The organism is Nocardioides sp. (assembly GCF_036405735.1).
Lineage (GTDB): Bacteria > Actinomycetota > Actinomycetes > Propionibacteriales > Nocardioidaceae > Nocardioides.
In genome coordinates, this window is sequence record NZ_DASWXC010000081.1 from 1 (window position 1) to 14,983 (window position 14,983).

The window sequence follows — 14,983 nt, forward strand, 5'->3', positions numbered from 1 at the left end:
GGGCGGCGTCGAGCCGCGCCCGCCGCTCCGCGAGGGCACGGCCGTGCTCCAGCTCGGTGCGGACGGCGGTCTCCGCGGCGACCGCGGCTGCCGCCGCATCGCCGGCCTGCTGCCGCTCGATCCGGGCATCGTCGGCCAGACTCGCCACCCAGGCGGTGAGCGAGCCGTCGCCGGCAGGCAGGGCGAGGTCCGCGATGTCCCAGTCGTCGGGCAGCGCGACCCCGGTGGCCTCGCTGGTGCGGCTGACGACGTCGGCGACCTGCTGGTGGGCGGCCTCGGAGCGCCGTCGCAGCTCGACGCGGCGCTCACGCAGCCACCGCTCCACGTCGGTGAACCGCTCGGTGCGGAACAGCCGCTGCAGCAGCTCCTTGCGCTCCTCGGACCGCGCGCGGAGGAACGCTTGGAACCGCCCCTGGGGGAGCATCGCGACCTGGACGAACTGGGTGAGGTTCATGCCGAGCAGGTCCGCGACCAGATGGCCGGCCTCGTCGAGCCGCGTGGTGTGGGTGATCCACTCGCCCTCGACACGCTCCTGGACGACCACGGACGCCTGCTGGGTGGTGGTTCCGGTGCCGCGCTTCTTCGGGCGCTCCCACGCCGGGCTCCGGGTGAGCCGGAACCGCCGGCCCCCGAGCGTGGCCTCGAGGACGACTCGGGACGCGAGGCCGGGCGCGGCCTGGTCGGCGCGCAGCCGCTTGGCCGTTGACCGGTCACCGGGGACGTCGCCGTACAGCGCGAAGCAGACGGCGTCCAAGATGCTGGTCTTGCCGGCGCCGGTCGGCCCCGAGAGCAGGAACAGACCCGCGTCGGAGAGCCGGTCGAAGTCCACGGTGACGGTCTCGGTGAAGGGTCCGAAGGCGGTCACCTCGAGGTGGTGCAGTCGCATCAGAAGAGGACCTCGGCGAACTCCTCGGCGTCCGCGGTGGGGGTGACCAGCGTGTCGACGTCGCCGTCGGCGCAGCAGGCGTCGACGGCCCGGCCGAGCAGCTCGAGCTCGGCGGGAGACGCGGCGGTGCCACGCAGCTCGGCGACGAAGTCGGCGACGAGGTCCCGGTCGCGACGGCTGCTGGTGCCCGGGGTCGTCAGCGGGCCGATGACCGGGGCCGTCGACTCGAAGCCGAGGACCAGCGTGTGCGGGAAGCGGCGGCGGAGTCGCTCCATCGCCTGGGAGGGCCGCACGGCGTCGGTCAGGGTGACCTGCACCCAGCTGTCGCGATGGGCGTCGAGGTCGGGGTCGCTCAGCAGCGACTCGAGCTCGCCGCGCAGCCGGGCCAGTGAGCGGGGGACCGGCGCCGGGACGAACTCCGCGGTCGTCGCGCCCGAGCCGTCGAGATCGACGAGCCAGCTGCCCTTGACGTGCCCGGTCTCGGAGAACGAGTAGGCAAGGGGAGATCCGCTGTAGCGGACGGTGGCACTGAGCGACTGACTGCCGTGGAGGTGGCCCAGCGCGGTGTAGTCGATGCCGTCGAAGAGGGACGCGGACACCATGGACACCCCGCCGACGCTGATGTCGCGCTCGGAGTCGCTGGGCTCGCAGCCGGCCACGAAGGCGTGCGCCATCACCACCGAGCGGGCGCTGCGCCCGGTCAGGTCGGCGCGGACCCGGCGCATCGCCTCGGCCAGGGCGGCCTCGTGGGAGCGGGCGGGGAGCCCCCACGGCTCGCGCACCGCGTCGGGGTCGAGGTAGGGGATGCCGTAGACGGCGACCGGGCCGTGCTCGTCGTGCAGCAGGACCGGCTCCCCGACCCTTCCGGCGTCGGTCCTGATGAACACGCCCGCCGCGTCGATGAGCGAGGAGCCGAACCCGAGCCGCTGCGCGGAGTCGTGGTTGCCGCTGGTGAGCACGACGTTGGCCCGGGAGGCGGCCAGGCGTGCCAGCGTCTCGGAGGCCAGCCGCACCGCGTCGACCTGAGGCAGGGCCCGGTCGTAGACGTCGCCGGAGACCACCACCAGATCCACACGCTCCTGCTCGACCACCTCGAGGAGATGGTCGACGAAGGCGGCCTGGTGGGTCAGCATCCCCTCGCGGTGGAAGGACCTCCCCAGGTGCCAGTCGGAGGTGTGCAGGATCCGCATGCCCGCAACGTTAGGAGGCGCCGCCGACACTCCTGCGGACCCACGCCGTGGCACCCGGGCTCAGGCCGAGAACGCCCGCTTCACGGCGAGCTGGCGGCGCAGCAGGTCCGCCCGGTCGGCGAGCCGGCGCCGGATGGAGGCGTCGAGCGACTCGTCGCTCAGCAGCGCCTCGGCCCGCTCGAGCGTCGCCTGTTCGATGCTGCTGCTGGGGAAGAACCAGTCGGCGGCGTCGGCTAGCACCCAGCCGCTGCGCACCTTGGCGGTGCCGGGCAGCTCGGCGAAGTAGCGCTCGACGTAGGGTGCGGCCAGCTCCGGCTGACCGCTGCGCCACAGGCCGGCTGCGGCGGCCTCGATCTCGTAGTTCGGCAGGTCGACGTCGCCGGTGAAGACCGACCACGCGTAGGCCTTGGCGGCCTCGTCGGGCAGCGAGCACACGGCGCGGGTGTGCTGCACCCGGGCGTCGGCGGTCGGGTCGGCCTCGAACGACGCGGCCAGCTCGTCGCGGTCGGTGGCGCCGAGCTGGGCCAACCGCACCAGGATCCGCCAGGTGACGTCGCCGTCGACCTCGATGCCGTCGGGCGCACCGGCCAGCCACATCCGCAGCCGCTCGGGGGAGCGGCAGGTGGAGATCGCCGCGCGGAACGCCGCGAGCTGCGCCTCCGAGCCCGGCGCGGTCACCGCGAGCTTGCCGATCGCCGCGGCGTGCAGGCGGTCGAGCGCGTCGGCCGGGGCGAGGGGGACGACGGTGCCGAACAGCCATGCGCGGGTACGCCGGCCGTGGTCCTCGGCGTCCTCGATCGGCAGGCTCGCCACCGCGATCTCGACGACGTCGGCCGGGGAGACCAGGGCGTTGTGGAAGGCGCTGCGCAGGTTGTTCCACACGCCGGCGCGCAGCCCCTCGTCGCCGAGCGTCGGCAGCAGCCGCTTGAGCGACTCCACCGTGCCGGAGTCCGGCGTCAGCACCGCCCAGGTGTCGTCGTACGGGTCGAGCACCACCGCCTCCACCGCGCCCTCGGGCGCGTACGGCGTGCGCGGGCCGCTCACGGTGACGGTCTCGGTCTGCCAGCCGTCGTCGCGCGCGACCGCGACGCGGAACGTGTGCTCACGCTCGGCGGGCGCGGCGGTCGGGGGCTGGCGCACGATGACGCCGGCGTCGCGGTCCCAGTGGAGGTGGTCCGGCCCGGCCTTGCGCAGCCACTCCGAGGTGAAGTCGGACAGGTCGCCGGCGCCGGCCCGCTCCCAGCTCGCGATGAGGTCGGCCATCGTCGCGTTGCCGAAGCGGTGACTCTCGAAGTGGTCGACCACCCCGGCGAAGAAAGTCTCGTCGCCGAGCCGGGCGTTGAGCTGACGCAGGATCGCGGAGCCCTTGGAGTAGGAGATGCCGTCGAAGTCCTGCAGCGCGGCGACGGCGTCGACGGCGCCGTTGCCGGCGACCGGGTGCGTGCTCGGGCCCTGGTCGGCGACGAGGCCCCACTGCCGGCGGGCGTAGCTCATGTCGGTCCAGGTGTCGGCGTACTCGGTGACGTCGGCCGTGACCCGGTTGCCCATGTACTCGGCGAAGGACTCGTTGAGCCACAGGTCGTCCCACCAGCGCGGCGTCACGATGTTGCCGAACCACTGGTGCGCCATCTCGTGGGCGATCGTGGTGGCCCGCTGGATCCTCATCCCGCGGGTGACCCGGGAGGTGAACACCAGCGGGTCGCGGAACGTGACGCAGCCGGGGTTCTCCATCGCGCCCGCGTTGAACTCCGGCACGAACGCCTGGTCGTACTTGCCGAACGGGTAGCGGATCCCGAACAGCCGGTGGAACTCGTCGAAGGACTGCCGGGTCAGGGTCAGGATCTCCTCCGCGTCACGCTCCAGCGCGCCGGCCAGGCTCGCCCGCGCGGCCAGGCCGAGCGGGATGCCGTCGTGCTCGGCGCTGACCTGGTGGTACGGCCCGGCCGCCAGCGTGACGAAGTACGTCGACAGCGGCTGCGTCTCGGCCAGCTCCCAGACCCCCGGCTCGACCTGGGTGGCGGCGCCGTTGCCGATCACGACCCAGTCGCGAGGCGCCCGGACGTAGAAGGTGTAGGGCGCCTTGAGGTCGGGCTGGTCGAAGCAGGCGAAGATGCTGGGAGCGGCGTCCATGAAGGACATGCCGTAGACGTAGTGATGGCCGTCGGCCGGGTCGACCGAGCGGTGCAGCCCCTCGCCGTCGTTGCGGAACCGCATCGTGGCCGCGACCACGAGCTCGTTCTCGCCGGCCTCCGTCTCCAGCGGCAGTCGGCCGCGGTCGAGCAGGCCTGGGTCGACCGGAGAGCCGTTCAGGGTGACGGAGCCGACGGCGACCGGCTTGAGGTCGACGAACGTGGGGCCGCCCCTGCTGGTGAACCGGATCCGGGTCACCGACCCGAAGGTCGCCTCGTCACCAGCCAGGTCGAGCGTGACGTCGTACGAGGCGATGTCGAGGAGCGCGCGGCGGGCCTCGGCCTCCGTGCGCTGCAGGCTCAGGTCGGTGCTCACGGCCGACAGTCTGGCACGCTGGGACCATGACCTCTCCGACGACCGATCCCGCCTCGGCTCCGCGCTCGCCCGAGGATGCCTCCTACCGGTTCGTCGACCTCGAGAAGGTCGGCGAGCACCGCTTCAAGGCCACCAACGCACGGGGCGGCGTGCTGCCCGTGGGCCACGGCGAGGACCCGGACTTCACGCCGGTGGAGCTGCTCCTGGCGGGCCTGGCGGGGTGCGGCGCCCTCGATCTCGACTTCATCGCCGGGAAGCGCGCGCCGTTCGCGACGTTCGCCGCCCGCGCCGACGGGCACAAGGTCCGCGACGAGCAGGGCAACCGCATGGTCGGCCTGACGGTGACCTTCGACGTGACCTTCCCCGAGGGGCCCGAGGGCGACGCCGCTCGCGCTGTGCTGGCGCCGACGCTGCAGCGGGTGCAGGACCGGTTGTGCACCGTCGGACGCACCGTCACCGTCGGCGACGAGGTGAGGTACGTCGAGGGACCGCTCAGCGGATCTTGACCGAGGTGATCTCGACGGCATCCTTGGGCGCGCCGTCGCTCTGGCCGCTGTCGGTCCCCTTCTCCGCGATGGCGGAGACGGCGGCGACGCCCGCGGGGTCGACGGTGCCGAAGACCGTGTAGCTCGGCGGCAGCTGGGTGTCGGCGTACACGATGAAGAACTGCGACCCGTTGGTGTTCGGTCCGGCGTTGGCCATGGCCAGGGTGCCCGCGGGGTAGGTCTCGCTGCCGGCGAGCTCGTCGTCGAAGGAGTAGCCGGGCGTTCCCATGCCCGTGCCGGTCGGGTCGCCGCACTGGAGCACGAAGATCCCCTCGGTGGTCAACCGGTGGCACTCGGTCTTGTCGAAGTAGCCGCTCCCGGCCAGGTGGGCGAAGGAGTTCACCGTGCACGGCGCGGTGCCGGCGTGGAGGGTGAGCGCCAGGTCGACCGGGTCCGGCGTGGCCAGCGAGAGCGTCGCGGCGACGTCGGCGGTGCGGGTCGCGGTCGCCGGCGGCAGCTCCGCGCCCGGGTCCGAGCCGTCGGGCGTGTAGGCGCACGCCGGGCCGTCGGCGGCCGGGGCCGAGCTGCCCGCGCTCGCCGAGGCGTCCGTGCTGCCACGGCTCTCCGAGCTCGACGGCGTGGTGCGGGGCTCCTTGGCGGTGTCGTCGGACCCGCAGCCAGCGAGGACGGCGGTCGCGACCAGGGCAACGGCGGGCACAGTGCGCTTGAGCATGTCGGAATCGTAGGGGGATCGTGGCCCGGCCGGGGCGCCGGGCCGTCACTGCTCCTCGTGTGTCTCCGGATCGCCGCCGAAGAGCCGGCCGTCGGGTCGGCCGAGAGCGGTGATCGCGGCCATCTCCTCCTCGGTCAGCTCGAAGGAGAAGACGTCGAGGTTCTGCCGCTGGCGCTGGGGCGTCGCCGACTTCGGGATCGGGATCGACCCGAGCTGCACCTGCCAGCGCAGGATGACCTGGCCGGGGGAGAGGCCGAGCCGCTCGGCGGCCGCGGCGACGGGCGGCTCGGTGAACGGCGCCTGCCGCTTCCCGAGCGGGCTCCACGACTCGGTCTGGATCCCGAGCCGCTCGTGCACGGCCCGCATCTGCGGCTGCGGGAAGTACGGGTGCAGCTCGATCTGGTTGACGGCGGGCGTCACGCCGGTGTCGGCGATGATCTGCTCCAGATGGGCCTCAGTGAAGTTGGAGACGCCGATCGACGCGACCAGGCCCTGCTCACGCAGGTCCACCAGCGCTCGCCACGCCTCACCGAAGAGCCCGACGCTCGGGTTGGGCCAGTGGATCAGGTGCAGGTCGAGGTGGTCCAGACCGAGGCGCGAGAGCGACTCCTTGGTGGAACGGACCGCGTCGTCGTACGCATGGTGCCGGCCGGGGAGCTTGCTGGTCACGAACAGCTCCTCGCGGGGTACGCCGGAGCGCCGGATCGCCTCGCCGACCTCGCGCTCGTTCCCGTAGTTCACCGCGGTGTCGACCAGCCGGTAGCCGACCTCGATCGCGGACGTGACAGCAGCCACCCCCTCCTCGCCGGTCAACGGATAGGTGCCGAAGCCGATGGCGGGGATGGTGCGGCCGTCGTTGAGGGTGCGCGTCAGCGTCATGGGACCAACCTAGGACGGCGATCCAGGCGCACTGAACCGGCTGGGCGTGGGTACCGCGCGCCCATGACCCGCACCCGCACCCGTCTGCGCAGGTCGGCCGGCGCCATCGCCGCCGTCGCCCTCGGCGCCGCGCTCGCCACCGTGCCCGCTCCGCCGACCTCCGCCGCCGAGGGAGCCGCCGAGGGTGACCTCACCGCGGGAGCCGCCTCCGTCGCCTACAGCACCGGCAAGCCCCGCAACGCGCGGCTGACCATCCCGGCGATCGGGATCCACCGGCTCCCGGTGATCGCCTACCGAGGCAAGACCGACGACGGGCCCGGCACCCGCATCCAGAACCGCGGCATCGCCGCCAGCCCGCACGGCCCGCGGGGCGGCACCGGACCCGGTGGCGTCGGCAACTACCAGGTGACCGCGCACCGCTCGTCGCACGGCGCGGCGTTCTGGCGCACGCCGTCTCTCAAGCGCGGCGCGCGGGTGTTCGTCGACGCCGGTCGGTGGCGCTACGTCTACCGGATCGTGAAGACGCGGTGGGTGTCGTTCCGTTCGGCGAAGTCGCTGCGGGCGCAGCGCGCCGCCGTGCCGGGTCGTCCGGGTGTGCGGCCGACCCGTGGCTTCGTCACGATCTCCACCTGCGCCACGCCGGAGGACCGGGCCGCGGGCAACCACTGGCGGGACCGGTTCGGGAACCCCGAGCACCGCATCGACAAGATCGGGGTCCTGGTCAGGCGGGTGCCCAATCCGCACTTCCGACCGCGATGACGGCTCAGCGGCTCGGGTCGACCAGGATCTTCGCGTGCCGCTCCGGGTCGGCCAGGTCTGCGAACGCGCCGGCCACACCGTCGAGCCCGACGGTTCCGGTGTGCAGCGGGGCCGGGTCGACCTTGCCGTCGGAGATCAGGTCGAGCGCGGCGGCGAACTCCGCCGGGTCGTAGCCGAACACGAAGCGGAGGTCGATCTCCTTGTGGATGGCCACCGCGGGACGGAAGGTGTCGGGCTCCATGCAGACGCCCACCACCACGATGCGTGACTGCAGCGGAACGCCGGCGATCACCTCGTCGAGGATCCCGGGCACCCCGACGCACTCGAACACGACCGGACCGGCCGGGCCGGCGCCCAGGACGTTGGCGGCCCGCATCAGCCGCTGCCAGGGGAGGAGCGGAACCTTGCGCAGCAGGCCGGTCGCCTCGACGGCGAGGTCGAGGTAGCCCGGCAGGGAGCGCAGCGGACCCGGCACCGCGAGCTCGGCCCAGAGGTCGGTCTCGCGAGGGTCGACGACGACGTCGGCACCACACTGGCGGGCCAGCTCCCGACGGGCGGGGGAGAGGTCGGAGGCGATCACGCGACGCACGCCGGATGCCTTCAGCATCGCGATGACCGCCAGCCCGATCGGCCCGCAGCCGACCACGACGGCCGGTCGGCGGCCGACGCCGGCGCGGCGTACGGCGTGCAGGGCGACGGCCAGGGGCTCGGTGAAGACAGCCGCGTCGTCCGGCACCCCGTCCGGCACCGGGAAGGCGAGCGCCTCCTGGACGAGCACGTGCTCGGCGTAGCCACCCGGGGCGGCCTCGTCGAACCCGACCAGCCGAGCCGCGCCACCGGTGCGCAGGATCGGCATCGCGACCACCCGGGTGCCGCGCTTCCAGCGGCGGCGGGTGCCGGGGCCGTAGGAGACCACCTCACCGAGGATCTCGTGTCCCATCACGACCCGGTGCTCGGGGCGCATGACGGTGGCGTAGCCGAGCCCCGCCGCCACGTCGGCCAGCACGTCGGCGTGCGCGCGGGCGTGCAGGTCGGAGCCGCAGATGCCGGTCCGCAGAGTGCGGACCAGCACCTGGCCGGCACCCGGCACCGGGGTGGGGACCTCGCTGACCTCGAGCTCGGACTGGTGGGTGACGACGGCGCGCATGGCGACACTGTGGCAGGTGCCCACGCCCGCCGCGAGCCGACCGGCCCAGTACCGTGACGACGTGGACGCCGCGGACCTGCGCTTCGAGCTCGACGATCTCAGTCGCCCGGCGGTCGCGGCGCTGCTCGAGCAGCACCTCGCGGAGATGCACGCGACCTCGCCGCCCGAGAGCGTGCACGCGCTCCCGATCGCCGCGCTGCGTGCGCCGGAGGTGGCCCTGTGGTCCGCCTGGGCGGGGCAGGAGTTGCTGGGCGTGGGCGCACTGAAGCTGCTCGACGGCGCGCTCGCCGACGCCGTCGAGGTCAAGTCGATGCGCACCACGGCGGGGGCGCGGGGTCGCGGCGTGGGCACGGCCCTGCTGCGCCACCTGCTGGACCAGGCCCGGGCCGCCGGCCGGCGCAGGGTGCTGCTGGAGACCGGGGCGGAGGACTACTTCGCGGCGGCGCGACGGCTCTACGCCCGGCACGGGTTCCGGGAGCGGCCACCGTTCGGGCACTACCGGCCCGATCCGCTCAGCGTCTACATGGAGTTGGTCCTCGAGCCCCGGTAACCCGTGCGTGTCGGCCGGCGTCAGGCGATACCATCAGCCGTCCAACGATGACATGCCCTCGGGGGCCGGCATCACCAGCCCGGAGGGAGGCGCGGCCGCGATGACGCACGCCCACGCATCGGCGCACCACGATCCCTTCCTAGTGGCTACCGCTGCGTTGCTGTGCCTGGCCGGCGCCTGGGCGACATCGCGGTTCTTCCAGCGGATGACCGACGACCGCTACGGGCAGCGGGCGAGCTGGCTGTTCCTGACCGCCTTGGCCAGCGGCGTGACGATCTGGTGCACGCACTTCGTCGCGATGCTCGGCTACCACCCGGGCACGCCGATGGACTTCGACCGCTGGCAGACGGCGCTCTCGCTGGCGGTCGCCGTGCTGGGCAGTGCGGCCGGCTTCCTGGTCGCGGGTGGCGACCAGCCGTCGCGCTTCCGTCCGGCCCTCGGCGGGGTCCTCGTCGGCCTCGCGGTCGCGTCCATGCACTACGTCGGCATGAGCGCGCTGCGTGTGCAGGGGACCGTTCTCTGGGACACGCCGGTGGTCGCGGTCTCGGTGGCCTGCGCCGTCGTCCTGGGGGCCGGTGCGCTGCACGTCGCCCGGCGACCGCTGCGTCACGCCGGCAACCTGATGTGGGTGCTGTTCGCCGCGTCGGTGCTGCTGCTGCACTTCGTCGGGATGCGCGCGATGGCGGTCGTCCCGTCCTCGGTCGACGCCACGTACACCGACGACGAGTCCCTCTACGTCCTCGCGGTCACCATCGCGGCGCTGTCCTTCGTGACCATCGGCGCCGGGGCGGCCGGCTACCTGATCGACGACCGGACCCGGACGGCCGCCGTGGAGCGGTTCCGTCGGCTCGCGCTGACCGACGTGCTGACCGGCCTCCCGAACCGGGCCAGCTTCAACGAGCGTCTCCACGCCGACATCCAGCGCGCGCGCCGGCAGGGACACCGGCTGGCGCTGGTCGTCATCGACATCGACGACTTCAAGGAGATCAACGACCTGCGCGGTCACAACGTCGGCGACGAGGTGCTCAGCGTGCTGGGTGGCCGCATGAGCGAGCTGGTGCGCGAGGACGCGGGCGCCTTCATCGCGCGCGTCGGAGGCGACGAGTTCGTCGCGCTCGTCCGGGTGGGGGAGGACCGCGACCTGCCCGGCTTCCTGGCCCGGCTGCAGCACGCGCTGTCGGCGCCCATCCACCTCGACTCCGACCTGCTGGCCCCGCAGGCCAGCATCGGCGCAGCGGTGTTCCCGGACGACGCCGCCGACGCCGAGACGTTGATCAACAACGCCGACCTGGCGATGTACCGCGCCAAGAGCGACCCGCTGCACGAGCTGCAGGTGTACGACGCGATGCTCGATGAGCAGACCCGCGTTCGCCGGGGGATGGCAGCCGATCTCCGCAAGGCGCTGGAGCGGGACGAGCTGTCGCTGCAGTACCAGGTGCAGACCGCCGTCCCGTCGGGCGAGATCCGCGGCTACGAAGCGCTGCTGCGCTGGCAGCACCCGACGCTGGGACCGATCTCACCGGCGGAGTTCATCCCGCTCGCTGAGGCGACCGGCCTCATCGTCCCGATCGGCGAGTGGGTGCTGCGCACGGCCTGTGCCGAGGCGGCGACCTGGGAGCCGGCGTACCGCGTCGCCGTCAACGTCTCCGCGGTGCAGCTGGCCCGGCCCGGCCTCGTCGAGAGCGTGCGCTCCGCGCTGGCCGACTCCGGGCTGCCGGCGGAGCGCCTCGAGCTCGAGCTGACCGAGACGGCGCTGTTCACCGAACGCCAGCGCGCCGGCGAGGCGCTGGCGGAGATCAAGGCGCTGGGCGTCGGCATCGCCCTGGACGACTTCGGCACCGGCTACTCGTCGCTGGACGCGCTGCGGTCGTTCCCGTTCGACCGGATCAAGATCGACCGGTCGTTCTTCTCCGGCTCGGGCACGCCGGAGCAGACCGTGGTGCTCGTCCAGGCCGTGCTGTCGCTCGGCAGGACGTTCGGCATGAGGGTGCTGGCGGAGGGCATCGAGACCACCGACCAGCTGGCGCTGCTGACGACCACCGGCTGCGACGAGGCGCAGGGCTACCTGTTCGGCCGGCCCACGCCGGTCGACGAGATCGTGCGTGCGGGGGACCTGCGCAGGAGCCGGTAGGGCCTCCTGCGCTGCGGCGAGCGCATCCTCCGCACGTGGATTGACATAATGTCGCTTATCGGCGTTCTGGATCACGCACTGCTTCGTCCCGATTTGTCACTACTGGTAGTGGCGCGCCCGGAACGAGCAGAGCCCGCCCCCGCGCAGCGCGGGGACGGGCTCTGACCGGAGTGGGTCCATTCAGCGGTCGACGGAACCGCGGTGGTCGCGGCGGGTCTCGGCGTTGTCGTCGAAGAACTGGCGGCTGCCGGACTTCGCCAGCCCACGGCTGATCATGTAGCCGATGGTCAGGAGCGAAACGTAGAACCAAGCCTCCTGCGCACCGAAGTCACGCTCGTCGACCACCGCGGCGGCGATGAGGACGCCGAGGACGGCAACGACGTACGCCACCAGCTCCGAGGTCTTGAACGACGGCTTGGTCTCGTGGCTGATCCGACGGCCGACGACCGCGCGGGTGGTGTCATTTGCAGACATATGCTCCGGTTCTCCTTTACACGTCGGGCTCTCGCAGAGGCCGACACGTTGATTCGGAATCGTCCGCGCCAGGATGCTGACGCAGTAGCGCTCTGTGACCCCTTCGCGCGCCGTTCAAACAGAGCGGGCGCCGCGCGGCACGTCTTGGTCTCAGTCCGCGTTGCTCGTCCGGCCGGCCAGGAACGGCTCCAGCGTGGCCGCGGGGGCGACGAGGCGCGACATCTCGTCGCCACCGTCGCACGTGAACAGGCCGACGGTGAGGTCGTCGCCGGACCGGCCCAGGACGCGCCAGGTGCCGCCGGCGTCCTCCCAGCGCGTCAGCTCTTCGATGACGTCGGTCACGTCTCCCAGCCTAGGCGCTCGGGCATGTGCGGATGAGCGTGTGCGGCGCCGGTATCGTGAACGCGATGGCTGCGACCGACGACTCGACCGATGACTACTGCGAACGCTGTGACCTGCCGTTGTCCCAGTGCATCCACGGACGGCCGGTCCCGGAGCCGGTCGCAGCACCTCCCGCGCCGCGCGCTGCCAAGCCGCGGACCCGTACGCCGGCAGCCAGCTCCGCACCGGTGACGACCAGTCGTCCGGTGGCCCGTCGCTGGACGCCGCCGGAGGTGCTGGAGCCGCTCATCGTGGACGTGCTGACCGAGGCCGGCGGCGAGCTCGCCGCCGACGACGTCCTCGGCGCCGTCGAGGCGGTGATCGGCGACGGCTTCCGCCCCGGCGACACCGAGCGGACGCCCGAGGGCGAGCTGCGCTGGCACTTCGCGGCGCGCCGGGCCCGGCAGTCCCTCATCCGTCAGGGTGTGATGGTGAAGGCCGGTCCGGGCGTCTGGAAGTTGACATAACGACCGTTCGGACGGGTCAGCTCCCGACGTACTCGGCCAGGTGCTGCCCGGTCAGCGTCGACCGGGCCGCGACCAGGTCCGCCGGGGTGCCCTCGAAGACGACCTGACCGCCGTCGTGGCCGGCCCCCGGGCCGAGGTCGATGATCCAGTCGGCGTGGGCCATCACGGCCTGGTGGTGCTCGATGACGATGACCGACTTACCGGCGTCCACGAGCTGGTCGAGCAGTCGCAGCAGGTTCTCCACGTCGGCCAGGTGCAGGCCGGTGGTCGGCTCGTCGAGCACGTAGATCCCGCCCCTCTCCCCCAGGTGCATCGCCAGCTTGATCCGCTGACGCTCACCGCCCGAGAGCGTGTTGAGCGGCTGCCCGAGCTTGAGGTAGCCCAGCCCGACGTCCGCGAGGCGCGCCAGGATCGCGGCCGCAGCCGGCGTCGCGGCCTCCCCCTCGGCGAAGAAGGCCTGCGCCTCGGCCACCGGCAGGTCGAGCACCTCGGCGATGTTCAGGCCGCCCAGGCGCAGCTCCAGGACCGCTGCCTGGAACCGCTTGCCGCCGCAGTCCTCGCAGGGCGTCGACACGGTGTCCATGAAGCCGAGCTCGGTGACGATGACCCCGGCGCCCTTGCAGGTCGGGCAGGCGCCCTCGGAGTTCGCCGAGAACAGCGCGGGCTTCACGCCGTTCGCCTTGGCGAAGGCCTTGCGGATCGGCTCGAGCAGGCCGGTGTACGTCGCCGGGTTGCTGCGACGCGAGCCCTTGATCGCCGCCTGGTCGACCGAGACGACGCCGGCGTCACCGGGCAGCGAGCCGTGGATCAGCGAGCTCTTGCCCGAGCCGGCGACGCCGGTCACCACGCAGAGCACGCCGAGCGGTACGTCGACGTCGACGTCGCGCAGGTTGTGCCGGTTCGCTCCCCTGATCTCGAGCCGGCCGCTGGGCGTGCGGACGTCGTCCTTGAGCCGCGCGCGGTAGCCGAGGTGGCGCCCGGTGAGGGTGTCCGCAGCGCGCAGGTCCTCGACCGTGCCCTCGAAGCACACCATCCCGCCGGCCGATCCGGCGCCGGGGCCGAGGTCGACCACGTGGTCGGCGATCGCGATCGTCTCGGGCTTGTGCTCGACCACCAGCACGGTGTTGCCCTTGTCGCGCAGCTCGAGCAGCAGGGTGTTCATCCGCTCGATGTCGTGCGGGTGCAGCCCCACCGTCGGCTCGTCGAACACGTAGGTGACGTCGGTCAGTGCCGACCCCAGGTGGCGCACCATCTTGGTGCGCTGCGCCTCTCCCCCGGACAGCGTCCCCGACGGGCGGTCGAGGGAGAGGTAGCCGAGGCCGATGTCCACGAACGAGTCGAGCAGGTGCAGCAGTCCCGCCACGAGCGGCGCGACTCCGGGCGCCTCGATCCCGCGCAGCCACTCGGCGGCGTCGGTGACCTGCATGGCGCAGACGTCGGCGATGCTGAGGCCGTTGATCTTCGAGGATCGCGCCGACTCGTTGAGTCGGGTGCCACCGCACTCGGGGCAGGTCTTGAAGACCGCGGCCCGCTCCACGAAGGCCTTGATGTGCGGCTGCAGCGAGTCGACGTCCTTGCTGAACATCGACTTGCGCAGCTTGGGGATCAGCCCGTCGTAGGTGACGTTGATGCCCTTGGCCTTGATCTTGGTCGTCTGCTTGTAGAGCAGGTCGTGGCGCTCCTTCTCGGAGTACTCCCGGATCGGCTTGGCCGGGTCGAAGAAGCCGGACTCGATGAACGTCGCCACCATCCAGCCGTCGGCGGTGTAGCCCGGGACGAGGATGGCGCCCTCGGTCAGCGACTTCGACTCGTCGATGATCACGGACAGGTCGAGGTCCGAGACGGTGCCGCGACCCTCGCACTCGGCGCACATGCCGCCGAGGTAGACGGCATCCTTGACGATCTTCTTCTCGCCGGTGGCCGTCGTGAAGACCCCGCTCGCCTTGGCCGTCGGGATGTTGAAGGAGAACGCCGTCGGACCGCCGATGTAGGGCTGCCCGAGCCTGCTGAACAGCGAGCGCAGCATCGCGTTGGCATCGGTGACGGTGCCCAGCGTCGAGCGCGGGTTGGCACCCAGCCGCTCCTGGTCGACCAGGATCGCCGTCGTCAGGCCCTCGAGTGCGTCGACCTCCGGGCGCGGCAGGTTGGGCATGAAGCCCTGCACGAACGTGGAGTAGGTCTCGTCGATGAGCCGACGCGACTCCGCGGCGATCGTCCCGAACACCAAGGAGCTCTTGCCCGACCCCGACACACCGGTGAAGACCGTCAGCCGGCGCTTCGGGATCTCGAGATCGACGTCCTTGAGGTTGTTCTCGCGAGCGCCGACGACGCGGATGACGTCGTGGCTGTCGGCGGAGTGCATGCGGTCGGGCTCCTCAGGTGTGGTGCGGGCGTGG

Annotated in this window: 14 protein-coding genes and 1 pseudogene; 5 read left to right on the forward strand and 10 right to left on the reverse strand. The window is 72.2% G+C overall.

Going from position 1 to position 14,983, the window contains the following annotated elements:
- The 3 genes from VGE38_RS12915 to pepN all read right to left on the reverse strand — a co-directional run.
- Positions 1-886 (reverse strand): AAA family ATPase (locus VGE38_RS12915; protein WP_331142953.1); only part of this gene is annotated, 886 nt, incomplete at its 3' end.
- Positions 886-2,076 carry an exonuclease SbcCD subunit D gene (locus VGE38_RS12920; protein ID WP_331142954.1) on the reverse strand — a complete coding sequence of 397 codons (1,191 nt, stop codon included), beginning with the start codon at positions 2,074-2,076 and terminating at the stop codon, positions 886-888. The genes VGE38_RS12920 and VGE38_RS12915, both read right to left, overlap by 1 nt.
- Positions 2,077-2,136: 60 nt before the next feature.
- Positions 2,137-4,581, reverse strand: a complete 2,445-nt coding sequence (pepN, locus tag VGE38_RS12925) for an aminopeptidase N (RefSeq protein WP_331142955.1) — start codon at positions 4,579-4,581, stop codon at positions 2,137-2,139.
- Positions 4,582-4,607: 26 nt separating this feature from the next.
- Between pepN and VGE38_RS12930 the strand changes: the two genes are divergently transcribed.
- Entirely contained in the window at positions 4,608-5,087 is a 480-nt protein-coding gene (locus VGE38_RS12930) for an OsmC family protein (RefSeq protein WP_331142956.1), read from the forward strand.
- Here VGE38_RS12930 and VGE38_RS17590 read toward each other — a convergent pair.
- From VGE38_RS17590 to VGE38_RS12945, 3 genes and pseudogenes are all read right to left on the reverse strand, one after another.
- On the reverse strand, positions 5,074-5,469 hold the full coding sequence (locus VGE38_RS17590) for a peptidylprolyl isomerase (RefSeq protein WP_524538552.1): 396 nt from the start codon (positions 5,467-5,469) through the stop codon (positions 5,074-5,076). The two genes, VGE38_RS12930 and VGE38_RS17590, sit on opposite strands and share 14 nt — an antisense overlap.
- Before the next feature lie 282 nt (positions 5,470-5,751).
- Positions 5,752-5,811 (reverse strand): annotated as a pseudogene (locus tag VGE38_RS12940) (hypothetical protein); the annotation flags it as partial.
- A 33-nt stretch (positions 5,812-5,844) separates the two neighbouring features.
- Entirely contained in the window at positions 5,845-6,678 is an 834-nt protein-coding gene (locus VGE38_RS12945) for an aldo/keto reductase (RefSeq protein WP_331142957.1), read from the reverse strand.
- A gap of 63 nt (positions 6,679-6,741) precedes the next feature.
- Between VGE38_RS12945 and VGE38_RS12950 the strand changes: the two genes are divergently transcribed.
- Complete coding sequence (locus tag VGE38_RS12950) at positions 6,742-7,437, forward strand: sortase domain-containing protein (RefSeq protein ID WP_331142958.1); 696 nt, start codon at positions 6,742-6,744, stop codon at positions 7,435-7,437.
- Between the two features lie 4 nt (positions 7,438-7,441).
- Here VGE38_RS12950 and VGE38_RS12955 read toward each other — a convergent pair whose 3' ends face one another.
- Positions 7,442-8,584 carry a zinc-binding dehydrogenase gene (locus tag VGE38_RS12955; RefSeq protein WP_331142959.1) on the reverse strand — a complete coding sequence of 381 codons (1,143 nt, stop codon included), beginning with the start codon at positions 8,582-8,584 and terminating at the stop codon, positions 7,442-7,444.
- Between the two features lie 61 nt (positions 8,585-8,645).
- On the opposite strand from VGE38_RS12955, the gene VGE38_RS12960 reads away from it, so the two are divergent.
- Positions 8,646-9,134 carry a GNAT family N-acetyltransferase gene (locus VGE38_RS12960; RefSeq protein WP_331142960.1) on the forward strand — a complete coding sequence of 163 codons (489 nt, stop codon included), beginning with the start codon at positions 8,646-8,648 and terminating at the stop codon, positions 9,132-9,134.
- Positions 9,135-9,186: 52 nt separating this feature from the next.
- The gene (locus tag VGE38_RS12965) at positions 9,187-11,265 is read left to right on the forward strand and encodes a putative bifunctional diguanylate cyclase/phosphodiesterase (RefSeq protein WP_331142961.1); all 2,079 of its coding nucleotides are present in this window, start codon (positions 9,187-9,189) and stop codon (positions 11,263-11,265) included.
- A 180-nt stretch (positions 11,266-11,445) separates the two neighbouring features.
- Here VGE38_RS12965 and VGE38_RS12970 read toward each other — a convergent pair whose 3' ends face one another.
- Both VGE38_RS12970 and VGE38_RS12975 read right to left on the reverse strand, forming a co-directional pair.
- Positions 11,446-11,739 (reverse strand): hypothetical protein, encoded by a 294-nt coding sequence (locus VGE38_RS12970; RefSeq protein WP_331142962.1) that lies wholly within the window; start codon positions 11,737-11,739, stop codon positions 11,446-11,448.
- Between the two features lie 150 nt (positions 11,740-11,889).
- The gene (locus VGE38_RS12975) at positions 11,890-12,081 is read right to left on the reverse strand and encodes a hypothetical protein (RefSeq protein ID WP_331142963.1); all 192 of its coding nucleotides are present in this window, start codon (positions 12,079-12,081) and stop codon (positions 11,890-11,892) included.
- A gap of 65 nt (positions 12,082-12,146) precedes the next feature.
- On the opposite strand from VGE38_RS12975, the gene VGE38_RS12980 reads away from it, so the two are divergent.
- A complete protein-coding gene (locus VGE38_RS12980; RefSeq protein ID WP_331142964.1) occupies positions 12,147-12,587 on the forward strand; it encodes a hypothetical protein in 441 nt (146 codons plus the stop codon).
- Between the two features lie 16 nt (positions 12,588-12,603).
- Here VGE38_RS12980 and VGE38_RS12985 read toward each other — a convergent pair whose 3' ends face one another.
- Positions 12,604-14,949 carry an ATP-binding cassette domain-containing protein gene (locus VGE38_RS12985; protein WP_331142965.1) on the reverse strand — a complete coding sequence of 782 codons (2,346 nt, stop codon included), beginning with the start codon at positions 14,947-14,949 and terminating at the stop codon, positions 12,604-12,606.
- Between the last annotated feature and the right edge of the window lie 34 nt (positions 14,950-14,983).